17 protein-coding genes, 1 other RNA gene and 1 pseudogene are annotated in these 18,626 nt (G+C 57.6%); 9 read left to right on the top strand and 10 right to left on the bottom strand.

What is annotated here, in order from left to right; genetic code table 11:
- Positions 1-18 precede the first annotated feature (18 nt).
- Together nuoH and ndhI are read left to right on the top strand one after the other, a co-directional pair.
- Positions 19-1,140, top strand: coding sequence for an NADH-quinone oxidoreductase subunit NuoH (nuoH, locus tag ACVWZU_RS04860; protein ID WP_414331864.1), 1,122 nt, complete (start codon positions 19-21; stop codon positions 1,138-1,140).
- Between the two features lie 38 nt (positions 1,141-1,178).
- A complete protein-coding gene (gene ndhI / locus ACVWZU_RS04855) occupies positions 1,179-1,811 on the top strand; it encodes an NAD(P)H-quinone oxidoreductase subunit I (protein ID WP_414331863.1) in 633 nt (210 codons plus the stop codon).
- A 333-nt stretch (positions 1,812-2,144) separates the two neighbouring features.
- On the opposite strand, the gene ACVWZU_RS04850 is transcribed toward ndhI, so the two are convergent.
- Both ACVWZU_RS04850 and ACVWZU_RS04845 read right to left on the bottom strand, forming a co-directional pair.
- The gene (locus ACVWZU_RS04850; protein WP_457443643.1) at positions 2,145-3,665 is read right to left on the bottom strand and encodes a right-handed parallel beta-helix repeat-containing protein; all 1,521 of its coding nucleotides are present in this window, start codon (positions 3,663-3,665) and stop codon (positions 2,145-2,147) included.
- Positions 3,666-3,914: 249 nt separating this feature from the next.
- Positions 3,915-4,315, bottom strand: a pseudogene (locus ACVWZU_RS04845) (BMP family lipoprotein); the annotation flags it as partial.
- A gap of 220 nt (positions 4,316-4,535) precedes the next feature.
- Between ACVWZU_RS04845 and ACVWZU_RS04840 the strand changes: the two are divergent.
- The 3 genes from ACVWZU_RS04840 (at position 4,536) to rnpB (ending at position 6,597) form a co-directional block, all read left to right on the top strand.
- Positions 4,536-4,889, top strand: a complete 354-nt coding sequence (locus ACVWZU_RS04840; protein ID WP_414343313.1) for a rhodanese-like domain-containing protein — start codon at positions 4,536-4,538, stop codon at positions 4,887-4,889.
- A gap of 21 nt (positions 4,890-4,910) precedes the next feature.
- Entirely contained in the window at positions 4,911-6,134 is a 1,224-nt protein-coding gene (locus ACVWZU_RS04835; protein WP_457443641.1) for a C45 family autoproteolytic acyltransferase/hydolase, read from the top strand.
- 32 nt (positions 6,135-6,166) lie between these two features.
- Positions 6,167-6,597: RNase P RNA component class A (rnpB, locus tag ACVWZU_RS04830), an RNA gene on the top strand.
- 20 nt (positions 6,598-6,617) lie between these two features.
- Here the strand turns inward: rnpB and ACVWZU_RS04825 are convergent.
- Positions 6,618-7,307, bottom strand: coding sequence for a TetR/AcrR family transcriptional regulator (locus ACVWZU_RS04825; RefSeq protein ID WP_457443639.1), 690 nt, complete (start codon positions 7,305-7,307; stop codon positions 6,618-6,620).
- Between the two features lie 310 nt (positions 7,308-7,617).
- On the opposite strand from ACVWZU_RS04825, the gene ACVWZU_RS04820 reads away from it, so the two are divergent.
- Positions 7,618-8,502, top strand: coding sequence for an acyl-CoA desaturase (locus tag ACVWZU_RS04820; protein WP_414383804.1), 885 nt, complete (start codon positions 7,618-7,620; stop codon positions 8,500-8,502).
- A 79-nt stretch (positions 8,503-8,581) separates the two neighbouring features.
- On the opposite strand, the gene ACVWZU_RS04815 is transcribed toward ACVWZU_RS04820, so the two are convergent.
- The 6 genes from ACVWZU_RS04815 to petM all read right to left on the bottom strand — a co-directional run bounded on the left by ACVWZU_RS04815 (position 8,582) and on the right by petM (position 13,030).
- On the bottom strand, positions 8,582-8,842 hold the full coding sequence (locus tag ACVWZU_RS04815) for a hypothetical protein (protein ID WP_414343320.1): 261 nt from the start codon (positions 8,840-8,842) through the stop codon (positions 8,582-8,584).
- Between the two features lie 281 nt (positions 8,843-9,123).
- Positions 9,124-9,387 (bottom strand): photosynthetic electron transport-dependent transcriptional regulator PedR, encoded by a 264-nt coding sequence (gene pedR / locus ACVWZU_RS04810; protein WP_011432496.1) that lies wholly within the window; start codon positions 9,385-9,387, stop codon positions 9,124-9,126.
- A 154-nt stretch (positions 9,388-9,541) separates the two neighbouring features.
- Positions 9,542-10,801, bottom strand: a complete 1,260-nt coding sequence (locus tag ACVWZU_RS04805) for a sensor histidine kinase (protein ID WP_414419099.1) — start codon at positions 10,799-10,801, stop codon at positions 9,542-9,544.
- A gap of 72 nt (positions 10,802-10,873) precedes the next feature.
- The gene (locus tag ACVWZU_RS04800; RefSeq protein ID WP_457443636.1) at positions 10,874-11,641 is read right to left on the bottom strand and encodes an SDR family oxidoreductase; all 768 of its coding nucleotides are present in this window, start codon (positions 11,639-11,641) and stop codon (positions 10,874-10,876) included.
- 193 nt (positions 11,642-11,834) lie between these two features.
- The gene (locus tag ACVWZU_RS04795; protein WP_457443634.1) at positions 11,835-12,809 is read right to left on the bottom strand and encodes a ketopantoate reductase family protein; all 975 of its coding nucleotides are present in this window, start codon (positions 12,807-12,809) and stop codon (positions 11,835-11,837) included.
- 113 nt (positions 12,810-12,922) lie between these two features.
- Positions 12,923-13,030 carry a cytochrome b6-f complex subunit PetM gene (gene petM, locus ACVWZU_RS04790; protein ID WP_011432492.1) on the bottom strand — a complete coding sequence of 36 codons (108 nt, stop codon included), beginning with the start codon at positions 13,028-13,030 and terminating at the stop codon, positions 12,923-12,925.
- A gap of 476 nt (positions 13,031-13,506) precedes the next feature.
- Here petM and psbD point away from each other — a divergent pair, with 476 nt between their 5' ends.
- The 3 genes from psbD (at position 13,507) to cobW (ending at position 17,322) form a co-directional block, all read left to right on the top strand.
- Positions 13,507-14,565: a photosystem II D2 protein (photosystem q(a) protein) gene (gene psbD / locus ACVWZU_RS04785; RefSeq protein WP_414332488.1), complete on the top strand. Its 1,059-nt coding sequence runs from the start codon at positions 13,507-13,509 to the stop codon at positions 14,563-14,565.
- A 187-nt stretch (positions 14,566-14,752) separates the two neighbouring features.
- Complete coding sequence (gene psbC, locus ACVWZU_RS04780; protein ID WP_457443632.1) at positions 14,753-16,132, top strand: photosystem II reaction center protein CP43; 1,380 nt, start codon at positions 14,753-14,755, stop codon at positions 16,130-16,132.
- A 131-nt stretch (positions 16,133-16,263) separates the two neighbouring features.
- Positions 16,264-17,322 (top strand): cobalamin biosynthesis protein CobW, encoded by a 1,059-nt coding sequence (gene cobW, locus ACVWZU_RS04775; protein ID WP_457443630.1) that lies wholly within the window; start codon positions 16,264-16,266, stop codon positions 17,320-17,322.
- Between the two features lie 103 nt (positions 17,323-17,425).
- Here the strand turns inward: cobW and ACVWZU_RS04770 are convergent, their stop codons facing one another.
- Positions 17,426-18,382, bottom strand: coding sequence for an NAD-dependent epimerase/dehydratase family protein (locus ACVWZU_RS04770; protein WP_457443628.1), 957 nt, complete (start codon positions 18,380-18,382; stop codon positions 17,426-17,428).
- Positions 18,383-18,626 lie beyond the last annotated feature (244 nt).

Here is an 18,626-nt window from a genome sequence, read left to right as displayed (position 1 = left end):
AGGGAGCTACTCACCCCCATGACAAACGCTGGTATCGACCTACAACTTGGCTTCGAGACTGCCCTACAGAACCTAGGCTTGGGAGCAGGTGCAGCCCATGCCCTCTGGATGCCCCTGCCCATGTTGCTGCTGATCATCGCCGCCACCTTGGGGGTGATGGTCATGACTTGGCTGGAGCGCAAGATCTCGGCAGCAGCCCAACAGCGGATTGGCCCCAACATGGCCGGCCCTCAGGGGGTGCTGATCCCGATTGCCGATGGCATCAAGCTGCTGACCAAAGAAGATGTTCTGCCCATCTTGGCCGACCCAGTCTTGTTTACGCTGGGGCCGATATTGGTTTTCCTGCCCGTCTTTTTGTGCTACCTGGTGGTTCCCTTTGGCCAGAACCTATTGATCTCCAACATTGCCATTGGCGTGTTCTTCCTGATCGCCACCTCCAGCGTGCAACCCATCGGTTTGTTGATGTCGGGCTACGGTTCCAATAACAAGTACTCCTTGCTGGGTGGGCTACGCGCGGCAGCTCAATCGATCAGCTACGAACTGCCGCTGGCCCTGTCAGTGTTGGCCGTGGTGTTGATGAGCAACGGTCTGGACACGGTGGGGATCGTCGAACAGCAGAGTGGCCTGGGCATTCTGAGCTGGAACGTCTGGCGGCAGCCCATTGGCTTTGTCATTTTCCTGATCTCGGCTCTGGCGGAAACGGAGCGGATCCCGTTCGACTTGCCGGAAGCAGAAGAAGAGCTGGTAGCCGGTTACCAAACGGAGTACTCCGGCATGAAGTTTGCCCTCTTTTATCTGGGATCCTACGCCAACTTGCTGCTGGCTTCTCTGATTGCGGCAGTGCTGTACTTGGGGGGTTGGTCGTTTGTGGTGCCGGTGGAAACGATTGCTGCACTTGCCGGGATTCCTTTGGATAACCCTTTCTTGCAGATCGGCGCGGCGGCCTTAGGCATTGTCATGACGATGGTCAAAGCTTTTATCTTCATCTTCTTGGCCATCCTGCTGCGCTGGACCTTGCCGCGGGTGCGCATTGACCAACTGCTGGACTTGGGGTGGAAGTTTTTGCTGCCCGTATCCTTTGTTAACTTGCTGCTGACGGCAGCCCTAAAGCTCGCCTTCCCCACCTTTTTTGGGGGTTGAATGAGAAGTAAAGAGGCAAGAGAGGGAGAACATAGGTCATGACGTTTCTCAAGCGTGTCAAAGAATATGTGGGCGATGCCTTCCGAGCCGCCAAGTACATCGGCCAAGGGATGGGGGTTGTCTTCGACCACATGGGCCGGCGCCCGGTAACCGTGCAATACCCCTTCGAAAAGCTGATCCCCTCTGAGCGCTTTCGGGGACGCATCCACTTCGAGTTCGACAAGTGCATTGCCTGCGAGATCTGCGTTCGGGTTTGCCCAATTGACCTGCCAGTGGTGGATTGGGCCTACAACCCAGAGCTGAAGAAAAAAGAGCTTTACAGCTACAGCATTGATTTTGGGGTGTGCATTTTCTGCGCCAATTGTGTGGAGTTTTGCCCCACCAACTGCCTCTCGGTAACCGAGGATTATGAGCTGGCCGCTTACGACCGCCATGACCTCAACTACCATCAGGTGGCGATGGGCCGTCTGCCCTCTAAGGTTACCGAAGACCCGATGGTGACCCCCTTGCGAGAATTTGCCTATCTGCCCAAAGGGGTAATCGATCCCCACGACTTGCCTGCTGGATCCCAGCGGGCTGGCAAACGACCGGAGGAGATTCTGGCGGAAATGAGAGCGGCCAAAGCTGCTAAGGAAGCCGAAGCGAAAGCAGCCAAGGCTGCTGCGGAATAGCGTGACATACTCCCGCACTCATGCTGACGCAAAGCGCTCCGCGCCGCTGTCCGCCACCCCTAGCCCCTTTCCCAGGGGATGTGACTGTTTGAACTTGTGGGACTGCCTTCCAGCATCGCCCGCTGCCGCAAGGTGATGGCCAGAAAAAGCGTCGAGGCCGCGAAGTTGGAGCTGTCCTTAGTGGGAAGGAGATGCCTGGGGCGCAGAAATAAGGTCTTCTGAACCCTGCGATCTGCAATCAAAGATCTGAGTATGAGTATAGGTGTGGTGTCCTAGTCTGAACCAAAATGGCCATACGTGGGCAGGGCAGATGGCTGCCAGCCTTGGCTAACTTCAGGGGAAGGAAAACGTAAACCTACCCGCCAAGCCAGGGGATGTGGCCAAGCCGCTAAAAGTCTGCGCGACGTTTCCGCTCTTGCGAACCGTTACGGTAAAGGGAATGGGAGCAGTTGATTGGGAGCAGCGCCGGAACAATCTCACCTCGATGAAGTATGGCCCTGAGGGCGGGGTGGAAGCCCAAAAGACATTCTCCACAGCATTTTGGGTTACGGCAACACAGTCGGCATTGGCATCCACATCCAGCCGTCCTCCAGAAGGGACAATTCGGTTGTTAAAAAACACGGTCTGCTGCGTGGGATCCGTAACATACAGGTCAAGGTCATCGATGGTGTTCCAACTCAAGGTAACTTGAATGGGGCCGGTGCCCAATACTGGAGGTGTGGGGGTGGGAGAGGGTGTCGGTGCAGGAGTGGGGGTGGGAGAGGGTGTCGGTGCAGGAGTTGGCGTGGGCGCAGGTTCCCCAGTGACCCTCTGAGCAAAGTTTCCTTGGAAAGTATTGCCAGCCAGGTAGGCTGCGACTACCGCATCTGGGGTGCCGGGGGCCGCCTGAATTGCCACTCCTACGCCCTCGCCCCGAGCTAGGAACGTATTCCCGGAAATGGTGCGGGCCTGGGTTCCCTGCAAAATACGAATGCCGACACTGCCGGCTATCCTGCCCACGCCGATCCGGTTGGATTGAATGGATGGAATTGAGCCTGCCCCATCCAGCTGAATCCCGGTAGTGCCACTCGTACCTGCTTGCCGCGCCTGCAGTACCAAGCCGGCTCCAGCCGTGGGTGGATCCCCTTCGATTTGGTTGTTGCGGAAGATCCCGCCGGAGTTGTCACCATAGCGAACGGCCAAAGCCCCCAAAGCCTGCAGGAGAATTGTGTTGTTTTCAAGGATGGGATTGCTGCCCGGCACAGTGCCTATGCCCACCCCACCCGTTTTACTGACAATCGGCGAGACACGGCTGACCCGGCCATTCCCAGAGATCTGCACACAGGGATCCAAAAATTGCTGGCACAAAATCTCGGCCAATTGGTTCAAGGCTCCCTCTAGAACCGCAGCATTGCCGTTGACCAAGATGTTGGAGCGAGGGTCGTTGAGGGTGACCTTGCGCGGCTGAAAAGTGCCGTTGTTCACCTGCACCCGTCCACCCCCCAGCACCACATCTACCCCCTGCAGGCTGGTTTGGCTGGCTACAATCACGTCAAAGAGCCCGGTCAGGATCTCATAGGCGGTGGAGCTGGTGATGCGAATGCGACCGCCGTTGGTGCCATCGCCGCCATCCAGGGCCAGGTTGCTTTGCAAAGTTTCCCTGCCCGTCCCCAAAATCTCGATCAGCACCTCCAGGCCCGCCGTGGCAGTCTGAAGTCGCTGCGCCTCTGCAACTGCGTCTGCCAGTTTGGTAAAGGGGCCACTGGCCGGATCCACTCTCAGGATGATGGGCCCGCCACCTGGCGGAGGAAGAGGTGGAGAACTGCCGCCGCCACCCCCACAGCCGAGGGCAACCCCCGCCAACAGAGGCAGCAAGGCTGAACAGATCCCCCAACCAGATTTGGATACTTGGCCAAGCATAGGTGGAAAGCCCCTTACAAGCGCTTAGCGGTTAAGGTTGTTACAGCAACAAACAAGAGCAACAAACAACTGCCACGAGGTCAAAGTGCAGATGGCCAAGTTGCGATCCAATGCCCTCAGCAAAAGCATCCTCTGATGGATCCTCTGTTTAGTCAAGGCTTCGCCAGGGATCCGCAATCAATCGGCAACAAAAATCTCAAAAATCTAGCGCTCTTCAGGTACTTCGAGGGTTCCGGCGAGGATGTCTTGCTTCACCGCTTCCACAGCAGCCACCAAATCCGCTGAGAGCAAGGCTTGGTTGTATTCATCCAGGGCATAGCCCACACCCTCGTTCTCCAGGCCAAAGGTTTGAATGCCGCCGACAAAGTTGCCTTAAAGTTGCCTTCCACCACGCTGCGAATCACTTCATAGGTGGCCATATCCACCCGCTTCAGCATCGAGGTGAGACCGTGGTTGAGGGTGGCAGGGTTGTTATCGGTATCCCCCAGGTAGTTTTGGTTAGCATCCACACCGATAAAGAACAGCGGACGGGTATCTCCGCTGCAGATGCTGGCATAATCGGCGGGTTTGGGCACTTCCGCAAAGGGATCTCGAATGAAACTCACCCCGGCGGGCAGCCCTGTAGGATGCTGTTGGGCCAGAGCAGCCCAAAGAGCAGCGAGGTAACATCATCTCCCGCCGTATCCGTGTCGATCAAAAAGCGTTGCACAGCCATACCCAGGCTAAGCCCAAATCAGGGTGACATCTTAACCTTTGCGGGCAGTCTCAGGGCAGCTGCTGAGCCGGTGTATCTTGAAAAGGGATCCCTGTAGACCAGAGTTGGCGATGTCCTTCTCCATCCGCTCCATTACACCACAACAGATGGCCCAATACCTACAGGATCCCGAGGCCGGCCCTCTGCAATTGATCGATGTGCGGGAACCGGCAGAGCTGGAGCTGGTGAATTTAAATGCCCTGGGCTTTCGCAACTACCCCTTGAGCCAGTACGAGGAATGGAGGGAACGGATCCTCACAGAGCTGGATCCAGATCAGCCAACTTTTGTGCTCTGTCATCATGGCCTCCGCTCTGCTCAGATGAGCCAGTGGCTACAGGCCAACGGGTTCACTCAGGTTCATAACATCAGCGGCGGCATTCACGCTTGGGCTTGTGAGGTGGATCCCTCCCTGCCCACCTATTGAGGTCACGGGCAAACCAGCACCATGTTCCCCATTCTTCATCTGCAGGGGGATCCCCAACAACGAGGCCAACAGTATGGATCCCAGGCGGTCCAACTCATTCGCCACAGCATTGCTAGTTACGCCCGCCAATTTGCCTACCGCTGTGGTCTCACCTGGCAGCAGGCCCAGACCCAAGCAGAGGGATCCCTGCCCTGGCTAGAGCGCCACGTGCCCCACCTGCTGGAAGAAATCCAAGGCATTGCCGCGGGGAGTGGCTTTCGTTTTGCCGAGATTCTGGCCCTCAATTTGCGCACCGAAATTTTATCCAGATCGGTTGTCGGTGGATCCCATCCCGACTGCGCCGCTGCTCTGGAACACAATCTCCAAAACGGGGTGCCCCAGCACCCACCGGATCCTGCTCATGAATTCAAGGGGATTGATCTCATCGATCCAGCCCAAGCCAACCCGGATGGGGGAGAATGTACTACCCTAGCGGCCTTGCCCCAGGTTACCTCCACCCACCACACCTATCTGGCCCAAGCCTGGGATTGGCTTGGGGAGCAGCGCAGGGCCTGTGTGCTGTTGCGCGTTCACTCCGATACCCACCCTGCCTACCTCACCCTGACCGAAGCTGGGATCCTGGCCAAAATCGGCCTCAACCGAGCAGGGTTGGCCGTGGCCCTCAACCTCTTGCGCTCTACCCTAGATGGGCAAACCGAGGGAATGCCGGTGCATTTGCTATTGCGCTTGTTGTTGGAGTGTGAGGAGTGGCAGCAAGCTGTGGAGAGGGTGAGATCCTATCCTTACACCGCGTCCTCTTGTGTCAGCGTTGCGGGTACCGCAGGACAGGCGGTAGGCCTACAGCCCGCTAGTGCAATCAGCTTTGAAATCAGTCCACGAGGAATTGGCCTGCATCTCCCTCAAGGAGGGATCCTCGCCCACACCAATCATTTCCTGGATCCGGCCTTGCGAGAAGATGGGCTGCCCCCCCACACAGGATCCTCCACAAGGCTAGAACGGGCCTATCATTTGCTTCGCCAGAGCGCTCAAACCGGAACCCTAGAGGCGGTCACTCTTCAAAAAATCCTACAGGACCGGACGAATGCCCCCCACTGCATCTGCCGCCATCCGGATCCCCATCTGCCCGCCTGGGATCGCACCGAAAGCGTGGCGGCTGTGGTGATGGATTTGAACCGGCAAATCTTACACCTGGCCCCCAACATTCCCGATCACGTGGAGTTTGTACCGATTTCCGGGATTTTCTAGGTTTGGGAGATGCAGTAGGATCGAGCTGAAGAGAGAGGAGGGGCAGGCGATCGCGTCCTTGCTGTCGCCACCAGACAGCGGGATGAGGAAAGTCCGGGCTTTCAGAAGAACACACCGCTGGGGAAAGCCCAGTGCGGGTAACCGCGAGGATAGTGCCACAGAAACATACCGCCGATGGCTGGGATCCCAGCACAGGTAAGGGTGCAAAGGTGGGGTAAGAGCCCACCAGCAACGTCGAGAGGCGTTGGCTCGGTAAACCCCGGTGGAAAGCAAGGCCGCAGCCGCAGGACTATGGCTGTTCTTCGCCCCTGTCGGCTGCATCGAGGTCACGGTACCCACAGTTGGGGAAGGGTGCTCTCGATGGTGGTGAGCCGCTAGAGGGTGATGGCAACATCACTCCCAGATAGATGATCGCCAGTGCAACCCTGCACTACAGAACCCGGCTTACAACCTCCTCTCTTTTCTATCTGGTCTCTACATCGGTCACAGATTGACCACGCCTGCCATCCACAGCTCTACGCAGGCTTGCAGGAGGGGAGGTATCCTGGTAGGCTCGGCGGTTTCTCCTGGTTTTTCATCCGCCGGCTTCTCCTCCTCTTGCTTCTCGGCAGAGAGCTCAGCTCCGTCGGCGCCAACGGAAGGCAGTTCGGCGGTGACTGCCAGCATGGCTGCTCCCAGGATCATCACATGCAAAACCCCAACGGCTGCATTAAGGCGATCCGGCTCGACAGATTGCAACTCAGAGTTGGGAAATCGCCGCAAATACTCTGTCAGCTGTTCTTGGGCCTGAGAAAAACCCAGCCGCAAGGCGCGACGATGTTCCTCAGAATAAAGGCCAGCCTCTCCGACCAGGGAGCGCACCAGCTCAGGATTGTCGGCCAAAGCCCGAAAACAGGTGTGGACATAGCGCAGGAGAATGGCTTGCAACCCAGAACCTTGAGAGGGGGCGGGATCCGCCTTCAGAGGCAGATCGGCAATGCCGGAAAAAACCCCCAACTCGCCAAATACGGCCAGGAGTAGCCCCTGCTTGGTGCCGAAGTGCCGAAACAGGGTGACCTCATTCACTCCGGCCAAATCCGCAATTTGACGGGTGGTGGTCTGGGTGATGCCCTGACGAACGAACAGCTCCCGAGCCGCATTCAGCAGCCTTTGCCGAGAAGAAGGACGTGCCATAGTGAGGAGAAAACCTGAAGAATTGCGGCGGGCTGCAAGTGACGCTTGCATTTACGGTGGAATACCGCTAGGCTTAATGTCAAGCGAGAGGATGTCGGCAGCGTTGCCTCTGCTCCTCTTCTTCCTGTGTAGCCAAGTTCATCACAGCGGAGCACATAGCAAGTCACCGCTGGCTATGGCGGTGTCTTCAGGGGTTTGACTCCGTTTTCACGTTGGGCCGCTGTTATCCGGCGGCCTTAACTTGGGCTTTGTGTTTTGGCTCTTTCCTAGTCAGTCTAGTCTACTTCTTCTTCTGAGGTTTTGTGGGTTCATGACCACTTCTTTTTCTCGCCAATCGCTGAATCATCCCGCTCCGCTCAATCGGCCCGAGCCCCAAGAGTCCTTTCGGTTTGCTTGGGAACATGTGCTCTTCTTTGCCATTTTTCACGTGGTGGCTTTGGTGGGAGGCATTTTCTTCTTCTCCTGGCCCGCTCTGGGAGTAGCCCTATTTCTCCACTGGTGTTTCGGCAGCTTAGGCATCTGCTTGGGGTACCACCGCCTGCTCAGCCATCGTAGTTTCCAGGTGCCCAAGTGGCTGGAATATGTCTTCACGACTCTCGGTGCCCTGGCCGTTCAAGGGGGGCCGATCTTTTGGGTGGGTGGCCACCGTCAGCATCACGCCTTTACCGAAGATGAGGAGAGGGATCCCTATTCTGCTCGTAAGGGCTTTTGGTGGAGCCACATACTCTGGCTGATCTACCACCGCGAAGAATTTTTTAACCCTGAGAAGTATTTTGCCTTTGCGCCCGACTTGGCTCGGGATCCCTTCTACCGCTGGCTGGATAGGTATGCTCTGCTTTTGCAACTGCCGTTGGCCGCGATACTCTACCTGCTGGGGGGCTGGTCATTCGTCGTGTACGGTATCTTTGTGCGGACAGTGCTGCTGCTGCATTGTACCTGGTTGATCAACTCGGCCAGCCACTTCTGGGGTTACCGGACTTTCGAGAGCAACGACAATGCCCGTAACCTTTGGTGGGCGGCGATTCTGACCTATGGTGAAGGGTGGCACAACAACCATCATGCCGACCCGAAGTGCGTTAAGGCCGGTTTGCGTTGGTGGGAGATCGACATGACCTACTGGGCCATTTGGCTGTTGGCGAGATTGGGCCTGGCTCGTAAGCTGCACCTGCCTGCCCAAGGCCAAGCTGCTCGCTGAACTGGTTTTTCCCAGACCTTGCAGAGGAATCATCCGGGGATCCCTATCCCTAGGGATCCCTTTTGGGTTGCAGAGAGAGCTAGTCTTCTAAGGGGCTATACTGCCACGCTCCATAGTGGTCAAGAATACGCTTAATTTGTTCTATGTCGGCATCGGGTTCTTGATGAATATGCAATGCCTCTATTTGGCTGTCTTGGTAGCGAAAGGTGGAGTTTTTTTTCCACTCCAGCTCCGTTTTCACCCCTGAAACACAAGCCAAATGGGCAGCCAATTCCCGATAAACCATCAGGGGCATAGAATCGTAGCGAACAGCGTAGCGTTTCAGCTTGGGGACGCTCACGTATGACAACCCAATCAACGTAGCTCAAAATAACTCAAGTATAGTCACTTCAAGTTAGATTAAGACGCTTCCTAACTACTCCGCGGTGTCGCCCAAATGCTCCGCATCACTTCCGCGAGCCCCCCAATCCCTCTCCCTAAGAGAGAGAAGAGCTAGGAAGCACTGCAACGGAACAGTTTCATTCCTCATTGAAATGACTATAACTTCTGGGCAATACAGTCACCAAAACCCCCCCGCTCAACACTCTTTGCTGGACACTTGACCGGCAAAATGGGATGGGACTAAGCAATTTTGTCATCGACCAAAGTGCAGCAGTTTACCTGATCCAGGCAAATCTTTCCCCATTGCAAGGCCCAGCGTACTAAGGCCACCCGATTTGCCGTTCGGGTCTTGCTCAAAATGTTGCTGATGTGATTGTCAACGGTGCGTTTGCTGATCTCTAAGCGTTCCGCAATGTCCTGATTGGTCAGTCCTGCCGCAATCAACTCAATGACTTGCAGTTCCCGTTCGGACAACAAGTCTGCGGAATGATAGTCAGTACCCATTCCGAATGCCTGCTTAAGATGAACTGTAAAGATTACCTACCCCAATTCTAGGGGATCACCCCTGAGATGGATAGCCCTGCAGCAGGGAAATCTTAGGCGATTCTCGTCCAGATTCTGGCTGCGGGCCACTGACGCGAGCGTCTTCGGGCGGGTTTCACAAGGGATCCAAGTGCTTCCGGGGCAGTTCCACCTGAACCCACAGCCCACCGGTTTGTGGGTGATTGCGCAATTGGATGGTGCCCCCATGAACCTCGACAATCTGCCGCACAATTGCCAGCCCTAGGCCGGTTCCGCCTTTGCTGCGGGCCCGCGCAGTGTCGGTGCGGTAAAAGGGCTGGAAGACCAACTCAAATTGATCCTCTGGCAGGCCGGGGCCGTGGTCGTACACCTCTAGCCGCACCTGGGATCCCTGCTCCGAAAGCACCACATGGATAGGAGAGTCGGGCTTGCCATACTTGACGGCGTTGTCCAAGAGATTGAGGATGAGGCGGTATAGGCGTTGCTCATCTCCCCAGAGGTAAATCTGGGACAATCCGCTCAGGTGCAGTTCCTGGTGTCGAGGCTTGGCCAACGGCTCTACACTTTGCCAGGCCTCGCGCACCAAACTTGCCAGATCCACCCAACGCCATTGGGAGCGGGATGCGGCTCCCAAATTGAGGGCGCTGAGTTCGAGCAAGTCTTGAACCAAATGGCTCAGGCGCAGAGTTTCATTTAGCAATCGTTCCACCCAGACTGCTTGAGCGGCATCGACCCGGCTTTGTAAAGTTTCGGCCAGCAAGCGAATGGAGGTGAGGGGGGTTTTCAGCTCGTGAGCCACATCCGAAGCCCAGCGATCCCGCTGTTGGGCCAGCATTTTTGCTTCCAGCCGGTCTTCTAAAAAAATGGCCACGTGCGCTTGCGGCAGGAGCAACCCCCAAGCCCGCAGCGGAATCGGTTTGCCATCCCCACCGGAAGGGTAGAAAATCCATTCGCGACTTTGGACAGGAGCAGCGGTCTCCTGTCGGCGGGTAGCCTCGATGAGCTGATCCAACTCATAGGAGCGCACCCATTCCAGCAAGAGCTTGATGCCCGGCTGCCATTGGCTGATGCGCAGCAGGCGCTGGGCGGCAGGATTGCACTCCAGCACCACGTTGTTTTCGTCTACCCGCAGATATCCCCAAGGGAGCCGCTGACTCAGGTATTGCCAGTTTTGCAGTTGCTGTTTTTGGTTGGCCCAATCCAGATCTTGTTGGCGAAGATAACGGCTGAGCAAGCTGAGCATCTGTTCCAGGGAGTGGAGGGGCATGGCCAGATGCACCAGGGATCCCAACCGCTGCAATTCGCGTCTGAAACGGCGCCGAGTCTGCCACAGCAGGAGCAACGTGCAAAGCAAACCGATTCCCAACCCGATCAGGATCCCGGCTTCCAGTCCCATGTTCCCACCACCTTTGCTGCCATTGTCGCTCAGGGAAGCAAGAGTGGAGGCGAAAGCCCGGTTGCCGGCCTCTTATCGACGATGTACGAGGGTGGTACTGGCTTGGTCGGTGGGCACAAGCAAGATCTCGCTGATGTTCACGTGGGGGGGACGGGTTGCCGCAAACACCACCACTTCAGCCACATCCATCGCCGTCAAGGGGGTGAGGCCCTGATACACTGCTGCCGCGCGGGCGCAATCCCCACGGAAGCGCACTTGGCTGAACTCGGTTTCCACCAGGCCCGGCTGAATCTCGGTGACGCGAATGGGGGTGCCCAGTAAATCCAGCTTCAGCCCCTCAGAGATGGCCCGCACGGCGGCCTTAGAAGCGCAATACACAGCGCCACCTGGGTAGGTCTGCCGACCGGCAATGGAGCCGATGTTCACCACATGGCCTCGACCTCGCTCCACCATGCCGGGCAAAACGGCGCGGGTAACATAGAGCAGACCCTTGAGGTTGGTATCGATCATCTCTTCCCAGTCCTGCAAGGCCCCCATGTGGAGCTTGTCCAAGCCACGACTTAAACCTGCATTGTTGACCAAGATGTCGATGTTGGCCCACGGCGAGGGCAAAGATTGAAGCGCCTGCTGCACGGCTGCCCCATCCCGCACATCCAAAGCCAGCAGGTAGGAAGGAGTGCCGTAAGCCTGCTGCAATTCCCCAGCCAGTTCCTGCAGCCGATCCTGACGACGAGCCACCAGAATCAGGCGGGCTCCAGAACGGGCAAAAAGGGTGGCACAAGCGGCCCCAATGCCGCTACTGGCTCCGGTGATGAGCACGATGGAGTTTTCAAGCATCATTTGCTAATTCAAATGCTGTGATTTCAGTTGGGTTGAGTCGGAGAAAAATGGACAGCCACCTTCAGCTTCCTCGTCAGTTCGAGGCTACAGCCATTCTAGAGTTCGAGCCACTTCCCCAGGGGGGAGCCTGGGATCCAGCAAACGAATCGTTTCTCTGCCGTTCGGTAGCGACCCTACCGCTCCCTGCAAGAGCCTAAAGAGAGCGCTCCAGCAGCTTGACGCAAGCATACAGAGTATCCAAATGGGGAGTGGGCACCCCCACCAAACGCCCCAGCTCGGTGATGGCTCCCACAATGGCCTCGATCTCCGTCCGTCGCCCCAGCTCAATATCCTGCAGCATCGAGGTGCGATGGGATCCCACGCGGGCTGCATCTTCTAGCCGCTTTTCCAAAGAGACCGGCAGCCGGATCCCCAGAGCTTGGGCCACAGCCTCAACTTCCTGCATCACCGACCAAACCAAAGCACGGGTGGGTGGGTACTGAGCGATCTCATCTTGAGCAGCTCGGGTGAGGGCGCTGATGGGATTGAAGGCGGCATTGCCCCACAGTTTCTGCCAGATCTCGGCCCGAATCTGCGAGGTGAGAGTGGTGGCAAGCTGCGCCTGTTCAAAGATGGCGGCCAAGGACTGCAACCGCCCTGACAGAGATCCATCCGGTTCCCCCAGAATGTAGCGCCCACCCCCTGTGTGCAAGACCACTCCCGGCTCTGCCAACTGCACGGCGATATACACCACACAGCCAATCACCCGCTCTATCGGCAAATGAGCAGCGATAACCCCTTCTGGATCCACGGAAGTCAGGGAATGCCCCTCAAACTCGCCGCCATGCCGGTAAAAGTACCACCAGGGGATACCATTCTGGGCAATCACAATGGGGGTGTCGGGGCCACACAGGGATCCCAGCCGAGGGGCAAGCTGCGGCAAGCTGTGGGCCTTGACCGTCACTATCAGCCAGTCCTGTGGGCCCAGGGCAGCCGGATCGTCGGTGGCTGTCAACCGCTCTACCCAGGTTTGGGAGGGATCCCCCTGCCGGATGAGCTTCAGACCTTGGGTGCGGATGGCCTGCAGGTGAGCTCCACGGGCCACGACACTGACGGGAAAGCCAGACCGAGCCAGGCATATGGCCAAGTGACTTCCCACCGCCCCAGCGCCAACGATACAAATCTTCATGAGTTTATCATCTTTCCGCCACCCACCTCATATCCAGGTGGCCAATTGACATGGAATTGACATGGAGCTGTAACAAGGCCCGATACCGGGCCCGGGAGAAATCCTCGACAGCTTTACTCTGCCCCCCCTTGGGTCACCCTTAGGATCCCGTATCCAAGCGCCACACCCACCAGGGTCAGCACAATGCAGAGTCCAGCAGTGGTGAAGATCTCGCCAGCCATAGATTAGATTCCTCGCACATGGGTTACATCGCCTTCTCAGGATATCGGATCCCCAGCCCTGGCCTTCACTCCAAGGGTGTAGCGGCCCAAACCCAACTCCTCGAAAAACAGTCGTTCTCCCAGACTTGATGAGATCCGGCTATCCGCCTCTATAATGAAAGCAATTTACAAGTCTTTACCGGCATAGGCTAAATTGTAATGCCTACAGCCGTAAAGCTTGTTTGGTGGCTCTCGAATGGCCCGTTGGGCCTCGCGAGTTGTGGAAACGGTTCTAAGTAGGGTCTTGAAGCGCTAGGGATCCTGACTTAACGGGAAACTCCTGAGCAGTTCTTGCCAAAGAGCCGTTCAAGGAAACTGAGGCAAAAGACCCGAGGGTTGAGTCTTTATACCTAGGCTCCGCTCTTGCTTCGAAGAAGCAAACTTTGTAGTTTCATTAACGTCCTCATTCATTTAGATGTCTTTAAGGAGTAGTTCAGATGACCATAGCGGTAGGGCGCGTGCGTCAGGAGCGAGGATGGTTCGACATCGTCGATGACTGGCTCAAGCGTGACAGATTCGTGTTTATCGGCTGGTCCGGGCTGCTGCTGTTCCCCTGCGCTTACCTGGCCCTGGGCGGCTGGCTCACCGGCACCACCTTTGTAACTTCCTGGTACACCCACGGGTTGGCCAGCTCCTACCTGGAAGGGTGCAACTTTTTGACCGTAGCCGTCTCCACCCCCGCCGACAGCATGGGGCACAGCCTGCTGCTGCTGTGGGGCCCCGAAGCCCAGGGGGACTTCACCCGCTGGTGCCAGATTGGGGGGCTGTGGACCTTTGTGGCCCTGCACGGAGCGCTGGGGCTGATTGGCTTTATGCTGCGGCAATTTGAGATTGCCCGGCTGGTGGGGGTGCGGCCCTACAACGCCATTGCGTTTAGCGCGCCGATAGCGGTGTTTGTGAGCGTGTTTTTGATTTACCCGCTGGGGCAGAGCAGCTGGTTTTTTGCGCCCAGCTTTGGGGTGGCGGGGATTTTCCGCTTTTTGCTGTTTTTCCAGGGGTTCCACAACTGGACGCTGAACCCGTTCCACATGATGGGGGTGGCTGGCGTTTTGGGTGGAGCGCTGTTGTGTGCCATCCATGGGGCGACGGTGGAGAACACCCTGTTTCAGGATGGGGATGCGGCCAGCACCTTTCGGGCGTTTGAGCCGACGCAGTCGGAGGAGACCTACTCGATGGTGACGGCCAACCGGTACTGGAGCCAGATTTTTGGGATAGCGTTTTCCAACAAGCGGTGGCTGCACTTTTTCATGTTGTTTGTGCCGGTGACGGGTTTGTGGATGTCGAGCATTGGGGTAGTGGGGTTGGCGCTGAACCTGCGGGCGTATGACTTTATCAGTCAGGAGGTGCGGGCAGCGGAAGACCCTGAGTTTGAGACGTTTTACACGAAGAACATTTTGCTGAACGAGGGGATTCGGGCCTGGATGGCGCCGCAGGACCAGCCCCATGAGCGCTTTGAGTTCCCTGAAGAAGTCCTCCCCCGCGGCAATGCGCTCTAAACCCACTGAGCTCGCTCGACTTTAGCTGCGGTAGATCCCTAGAGATCTGCTCTGTGAGGATGAGCGCTTGCCCAAGGGATCCCCTGCCGCGGATCCCAGTGGACAGGGAGCCCAACGGCAGGCGCTCGCGTTAATTAAACTTTTTTTGGTGTCTCTTGTTCCTGACTATCATTGGAGGTTGGTCTCTGTGACCTCGACAACATTTGGTTCTGCAGTGGTGCAAGATCGCACCCAAGGCGGATTTGCCTGGTGGGCTGGGAATGCCCGCTTGATTAATCTCTCCGGTCGGCTTTTGGGCGCCCATGTGGCCCACGCTGGCCTGATCGTCTTCTGGGCGGGAGCGATGCTGCTGTTTGAGGTGGCTCACTTCACGCCGGATCGGCCTATGTATGAGCAGGGCCTGATCTTGATGCCCCACATAGCCACTCTGGGCTGGGGGGTTGGTCCCGGCGGCGAGGTGATTGACACCTACCCCTACTTTGTCATCGGGGTGCTGCACCTGATCTCCAGCGCCGTGCTGGGGTTGGGGGGCATTTATCACGCCATTCGCGGCCCAGAAACTCTGGAGCAGTCTTTCCCCTTCTTCGGCTACGACTGGAAAGACAAGAACAAGATGACCACTATCCTGGGGATCCACCTGATCCTGTTGGGGTTGGGGGCTTTCTTGTTGGTGGCCAAGGCCATGTGGTTTGGCGGTGTCTATGACACCTGGGCTCCAGGGGGTGGCGATGTGCGGGTGATCACCAACCCCACCTTGAACCCCGCTGTGATCTTCGGCTACCTGTTTAAATCTCCTTTTGGTGGGGAAGGCTGGATCATCAGCGTTGACAACATGGAGGATGTAATCGGTGGCCACATTTACATCGGCATTATCTGCATTGCCGGTGGGATCTGGCACATCCTCACCAAGCCCTTCGGTTGGGCCCGCCGCGCCTTCATCTGGTCTGGGGAGGCCTATCTCTCCTACAGCTTGGCGGCGGTTTCCCTGATGAGCTTCATTGCCACCTGCTACATCTGGTTCAACAACACCGTCTACCCCAGCGAGTTCTACGGCCCCACTGGCCCAGAAGCCTCGCAAGCGCAAGCCCTCACCTTCATCGTGCGCGACCAGCGCCTGGGGGCGAACATTGGCCAAGCCCAAGGTCCCACCGGTCTGGGTAAATACCTGATGCGCTCCCCCACGGGCGAGATCATCTTCGGCGGCGAGACGATGCGCTTCTGGGATGTGCGGGCTCCCTGGAAAGAGCCGCTGCTGGGCCCCAATGGGTTGGATCTGGATAAGCTGAAAAACGACATTCAGCCCTGGCAAGCCCGCCGTGCAGTGGAGTACATGACCCACGCGCCGCTGGGATCCCTGAACTCGGTGGGGGGTGTGGCTACTGAAATCAACACGGTGAACTTCACCAGCCCGCGCACCTGGTTGGCCGCTCACAACTTCATCTTCGGCTTCCTGTTCTTCGTGGGTCACCTGTGGCATGCCGGTCGCGCCCGCGCCGCTGCTGCCGGTTTTGAGAAAGGTATCAACCGCGAGAACGAGCCGGTTTACCGGATGAAGCCGATCCGATAAGGGCATAAGTCCCTCTGGAATGTACCTTTGGCCCCCCTTGCCGGGGGCCTTTTTTTGGGCATCCCCCCCTCAAGGATTGGCAGAAAGAAAGTTTGGGGTGGAAACTGAAGAGCGCTGAGTCATCAGAGCAGATGCACAAGATCCCTGTTACCGTCATCACCGGATTTCTGGGATCCGGCAAGACCACGGTGATCCGTCACCTTTTGCTCAACAACCAGGGCCGCCGCATTGCCGTGTTGGTTAACGAGTTTGGCGAAGTGGGCATCGACGGCGAGTTGCTGCGGGATTGCCAACTGTGTGAGGGGGAGGGATCCATCCCCATTCTGGAGCTGGCCAACGGCTGTCTCTGCTGCACGGTGCAGGAGGAGTTTTTGCCCACCATGGAAGCTCTGTTGCAGCGGCGGGCGGAGCTAGACTGCATTTTGATTGAAACCTCAGGACTGGCCTTGCCCAAGCCGCTCGTGCAGGCTTTCCGCTGGCCCACCATTCGTACAGGCGCCACGGTGGATGCGGTGATTACGGTGGTGGATGGTCAGGCTCTGGCCTCCGGGCAACTGGTGGGGGATCCGGCGGCCCTGGAGGCGCAGCGGCAGGCTGACGAAAGTTTGGACCATGAGACTCCGCTTGAGGAATTGTTTGAGGATCAGTTGAGCTGTGCCGATTTGGTGGTGCTCACCAAGGTGGATCAGATTACCCAAGAGGAGCAAGCTCGGGTGGAAAGCTGGCTGCGGCACCACTTGCGCCCTGAGGTTCAAATCCTCCCTTGTGAGCGGGGGCAGGTTCCCCCAGAAGTGCTCTTGGGCTTTAATGCAGCGGTGGAAGACCAGCTCGAGCGCCGCCCCAGCCACCACGATCACGGGGAGGAGCATGAGCACGAAGCTTTTGAGTCTTTCTACCTCAGCTTGGAGGGAGGTTATGAGCCGGGATCCCTGGTGGCTCAGCTACGCCAGTTGGCCCAAGAGGAATGTCTTTACCGGATAAAAGGGTTTGTGGCCGTCCCCTACAAGCCGATGCGCCTGGTGCTGCAGGGGGTGGGATCCCGATTTGAAACCTACTACGACCGCCCCTGGCAACCCCAGGAGCCGCGCTTGACCCGACTGGTGCTGATTGGGCAAAACCTCAACCGAGAGCGCATTGCCGCCCAGCTCCAGGCCTTGGCCATCAGAGAAACGGTGGCCCCCACCGGCTGATCCCTGTCGGAGGCGAGTGGGATCCCTTGGGTCCTCGGCTCTCATCCCCCCGTCCCAGAGGGAAAGGAAGCAGCGTCCAGTTCTACTGTTACTCAAAGGTGGTCTAGAGGTAGGTATCCAAAAGAGAGGCCACGGTGGGGAAGTGGCAGCGCAAACCCAGGGTTTCTGGGGAAATGGCCGGGTAAACAAAATGGCGCTGGCGCAGACAGAACTCATCCCAGGCTGAAAGCCGCACCCGAAATAGAAAGGCCAAGCCGCGAACGAGAACCGGGGGCAGAGGCACTCGGAAATAGATCCGTTTTTTGAAATAAGCACACATCTGTTCCACACATTCATCCCAGGAGAGGGGGGGATTGCCCAACACCCAATCGCCACCACCAGGCAGATGGGCCACCCAGTGGGCGACCATCTCGGCCACATCGGCAGCGTGGATAAAGTGGAAGCTGGCATCCACCCGCAAAAAGCGGATCAGATCCAGCCAGCGGAGAACGTCCTTGAGGCCGGCAGTGATGTGGGAGTAGGGGTGGTGGGGGCTGCCGCCAAAGAGCAGGGTGGGATAAAGGGTGAGCAGGCGCTCCGGCCAGAAGCCGCTTTCCTGCCGCCGCAGCAGCATCTCGTACTTGCTGCGGATGTAGTCGGTGCCGGCCCGTCCGGCGATGGCCAAAGGCTCCAGGTCCTGGTTTAAAAGGCTGGCCGTGGAAAAGTAGATCACCTGCTGACAGCGCTCCGGATCCAACAACTGAAAGAGCTCCAGGGTGTGGGTAACATTCACGGCCCAAGCCAGGGCGGGATCCCCCCAAGCCGCTGCCATGTGGATCAGCCCATCCATCTGGCGCAGCAGAGCGGCGTGTTCCCGGATGCGCAGGAGATCGCCGGGTACTAGGGTGATAGGGGCGGGCAACCGTTCTAGGGGCAGCCGCAGGCGGCTGGTCTCGCGGATGAGAACGTACAGGTGGTAGGCGGGCTGCTCAGGAAACTCGGGATCCCTTTGCTGGGCCAGGCGCTCCAACACATAGTGCCCCAGGCAGCCGCTAGCGCCGGTAAGAAACAGATTTCGCAAGAGGTCTTCCCAACGGGACTCGATGAAAAAAGCTTCTGACTAGTGTACCGCTTCAGCTTCTGTCTGCCGGACTGCCTGAGCCCTCAATTCCCCTGCAAGAGAGCCGCTCGACTTGGCAAACCCCACACTGGAAATCTGGCCGCAAGGATGTCAGCTAGAAATCGCAGGAGCCCCGCACTGTACCCGTAGGGTCAGTGCCGGGAGGAATGCGCTTTGATGAAGTACAATGAACTTATGAGCCAAA

Source organism: Thermostichus sp. MS-CIW-26, assembly GCF_054059115.1.
The sequence above is the reverse complement of the archived record's forward strand: the minus strand, read 5'-3'. Positions and strand labels throughout refer to the sequence as shown.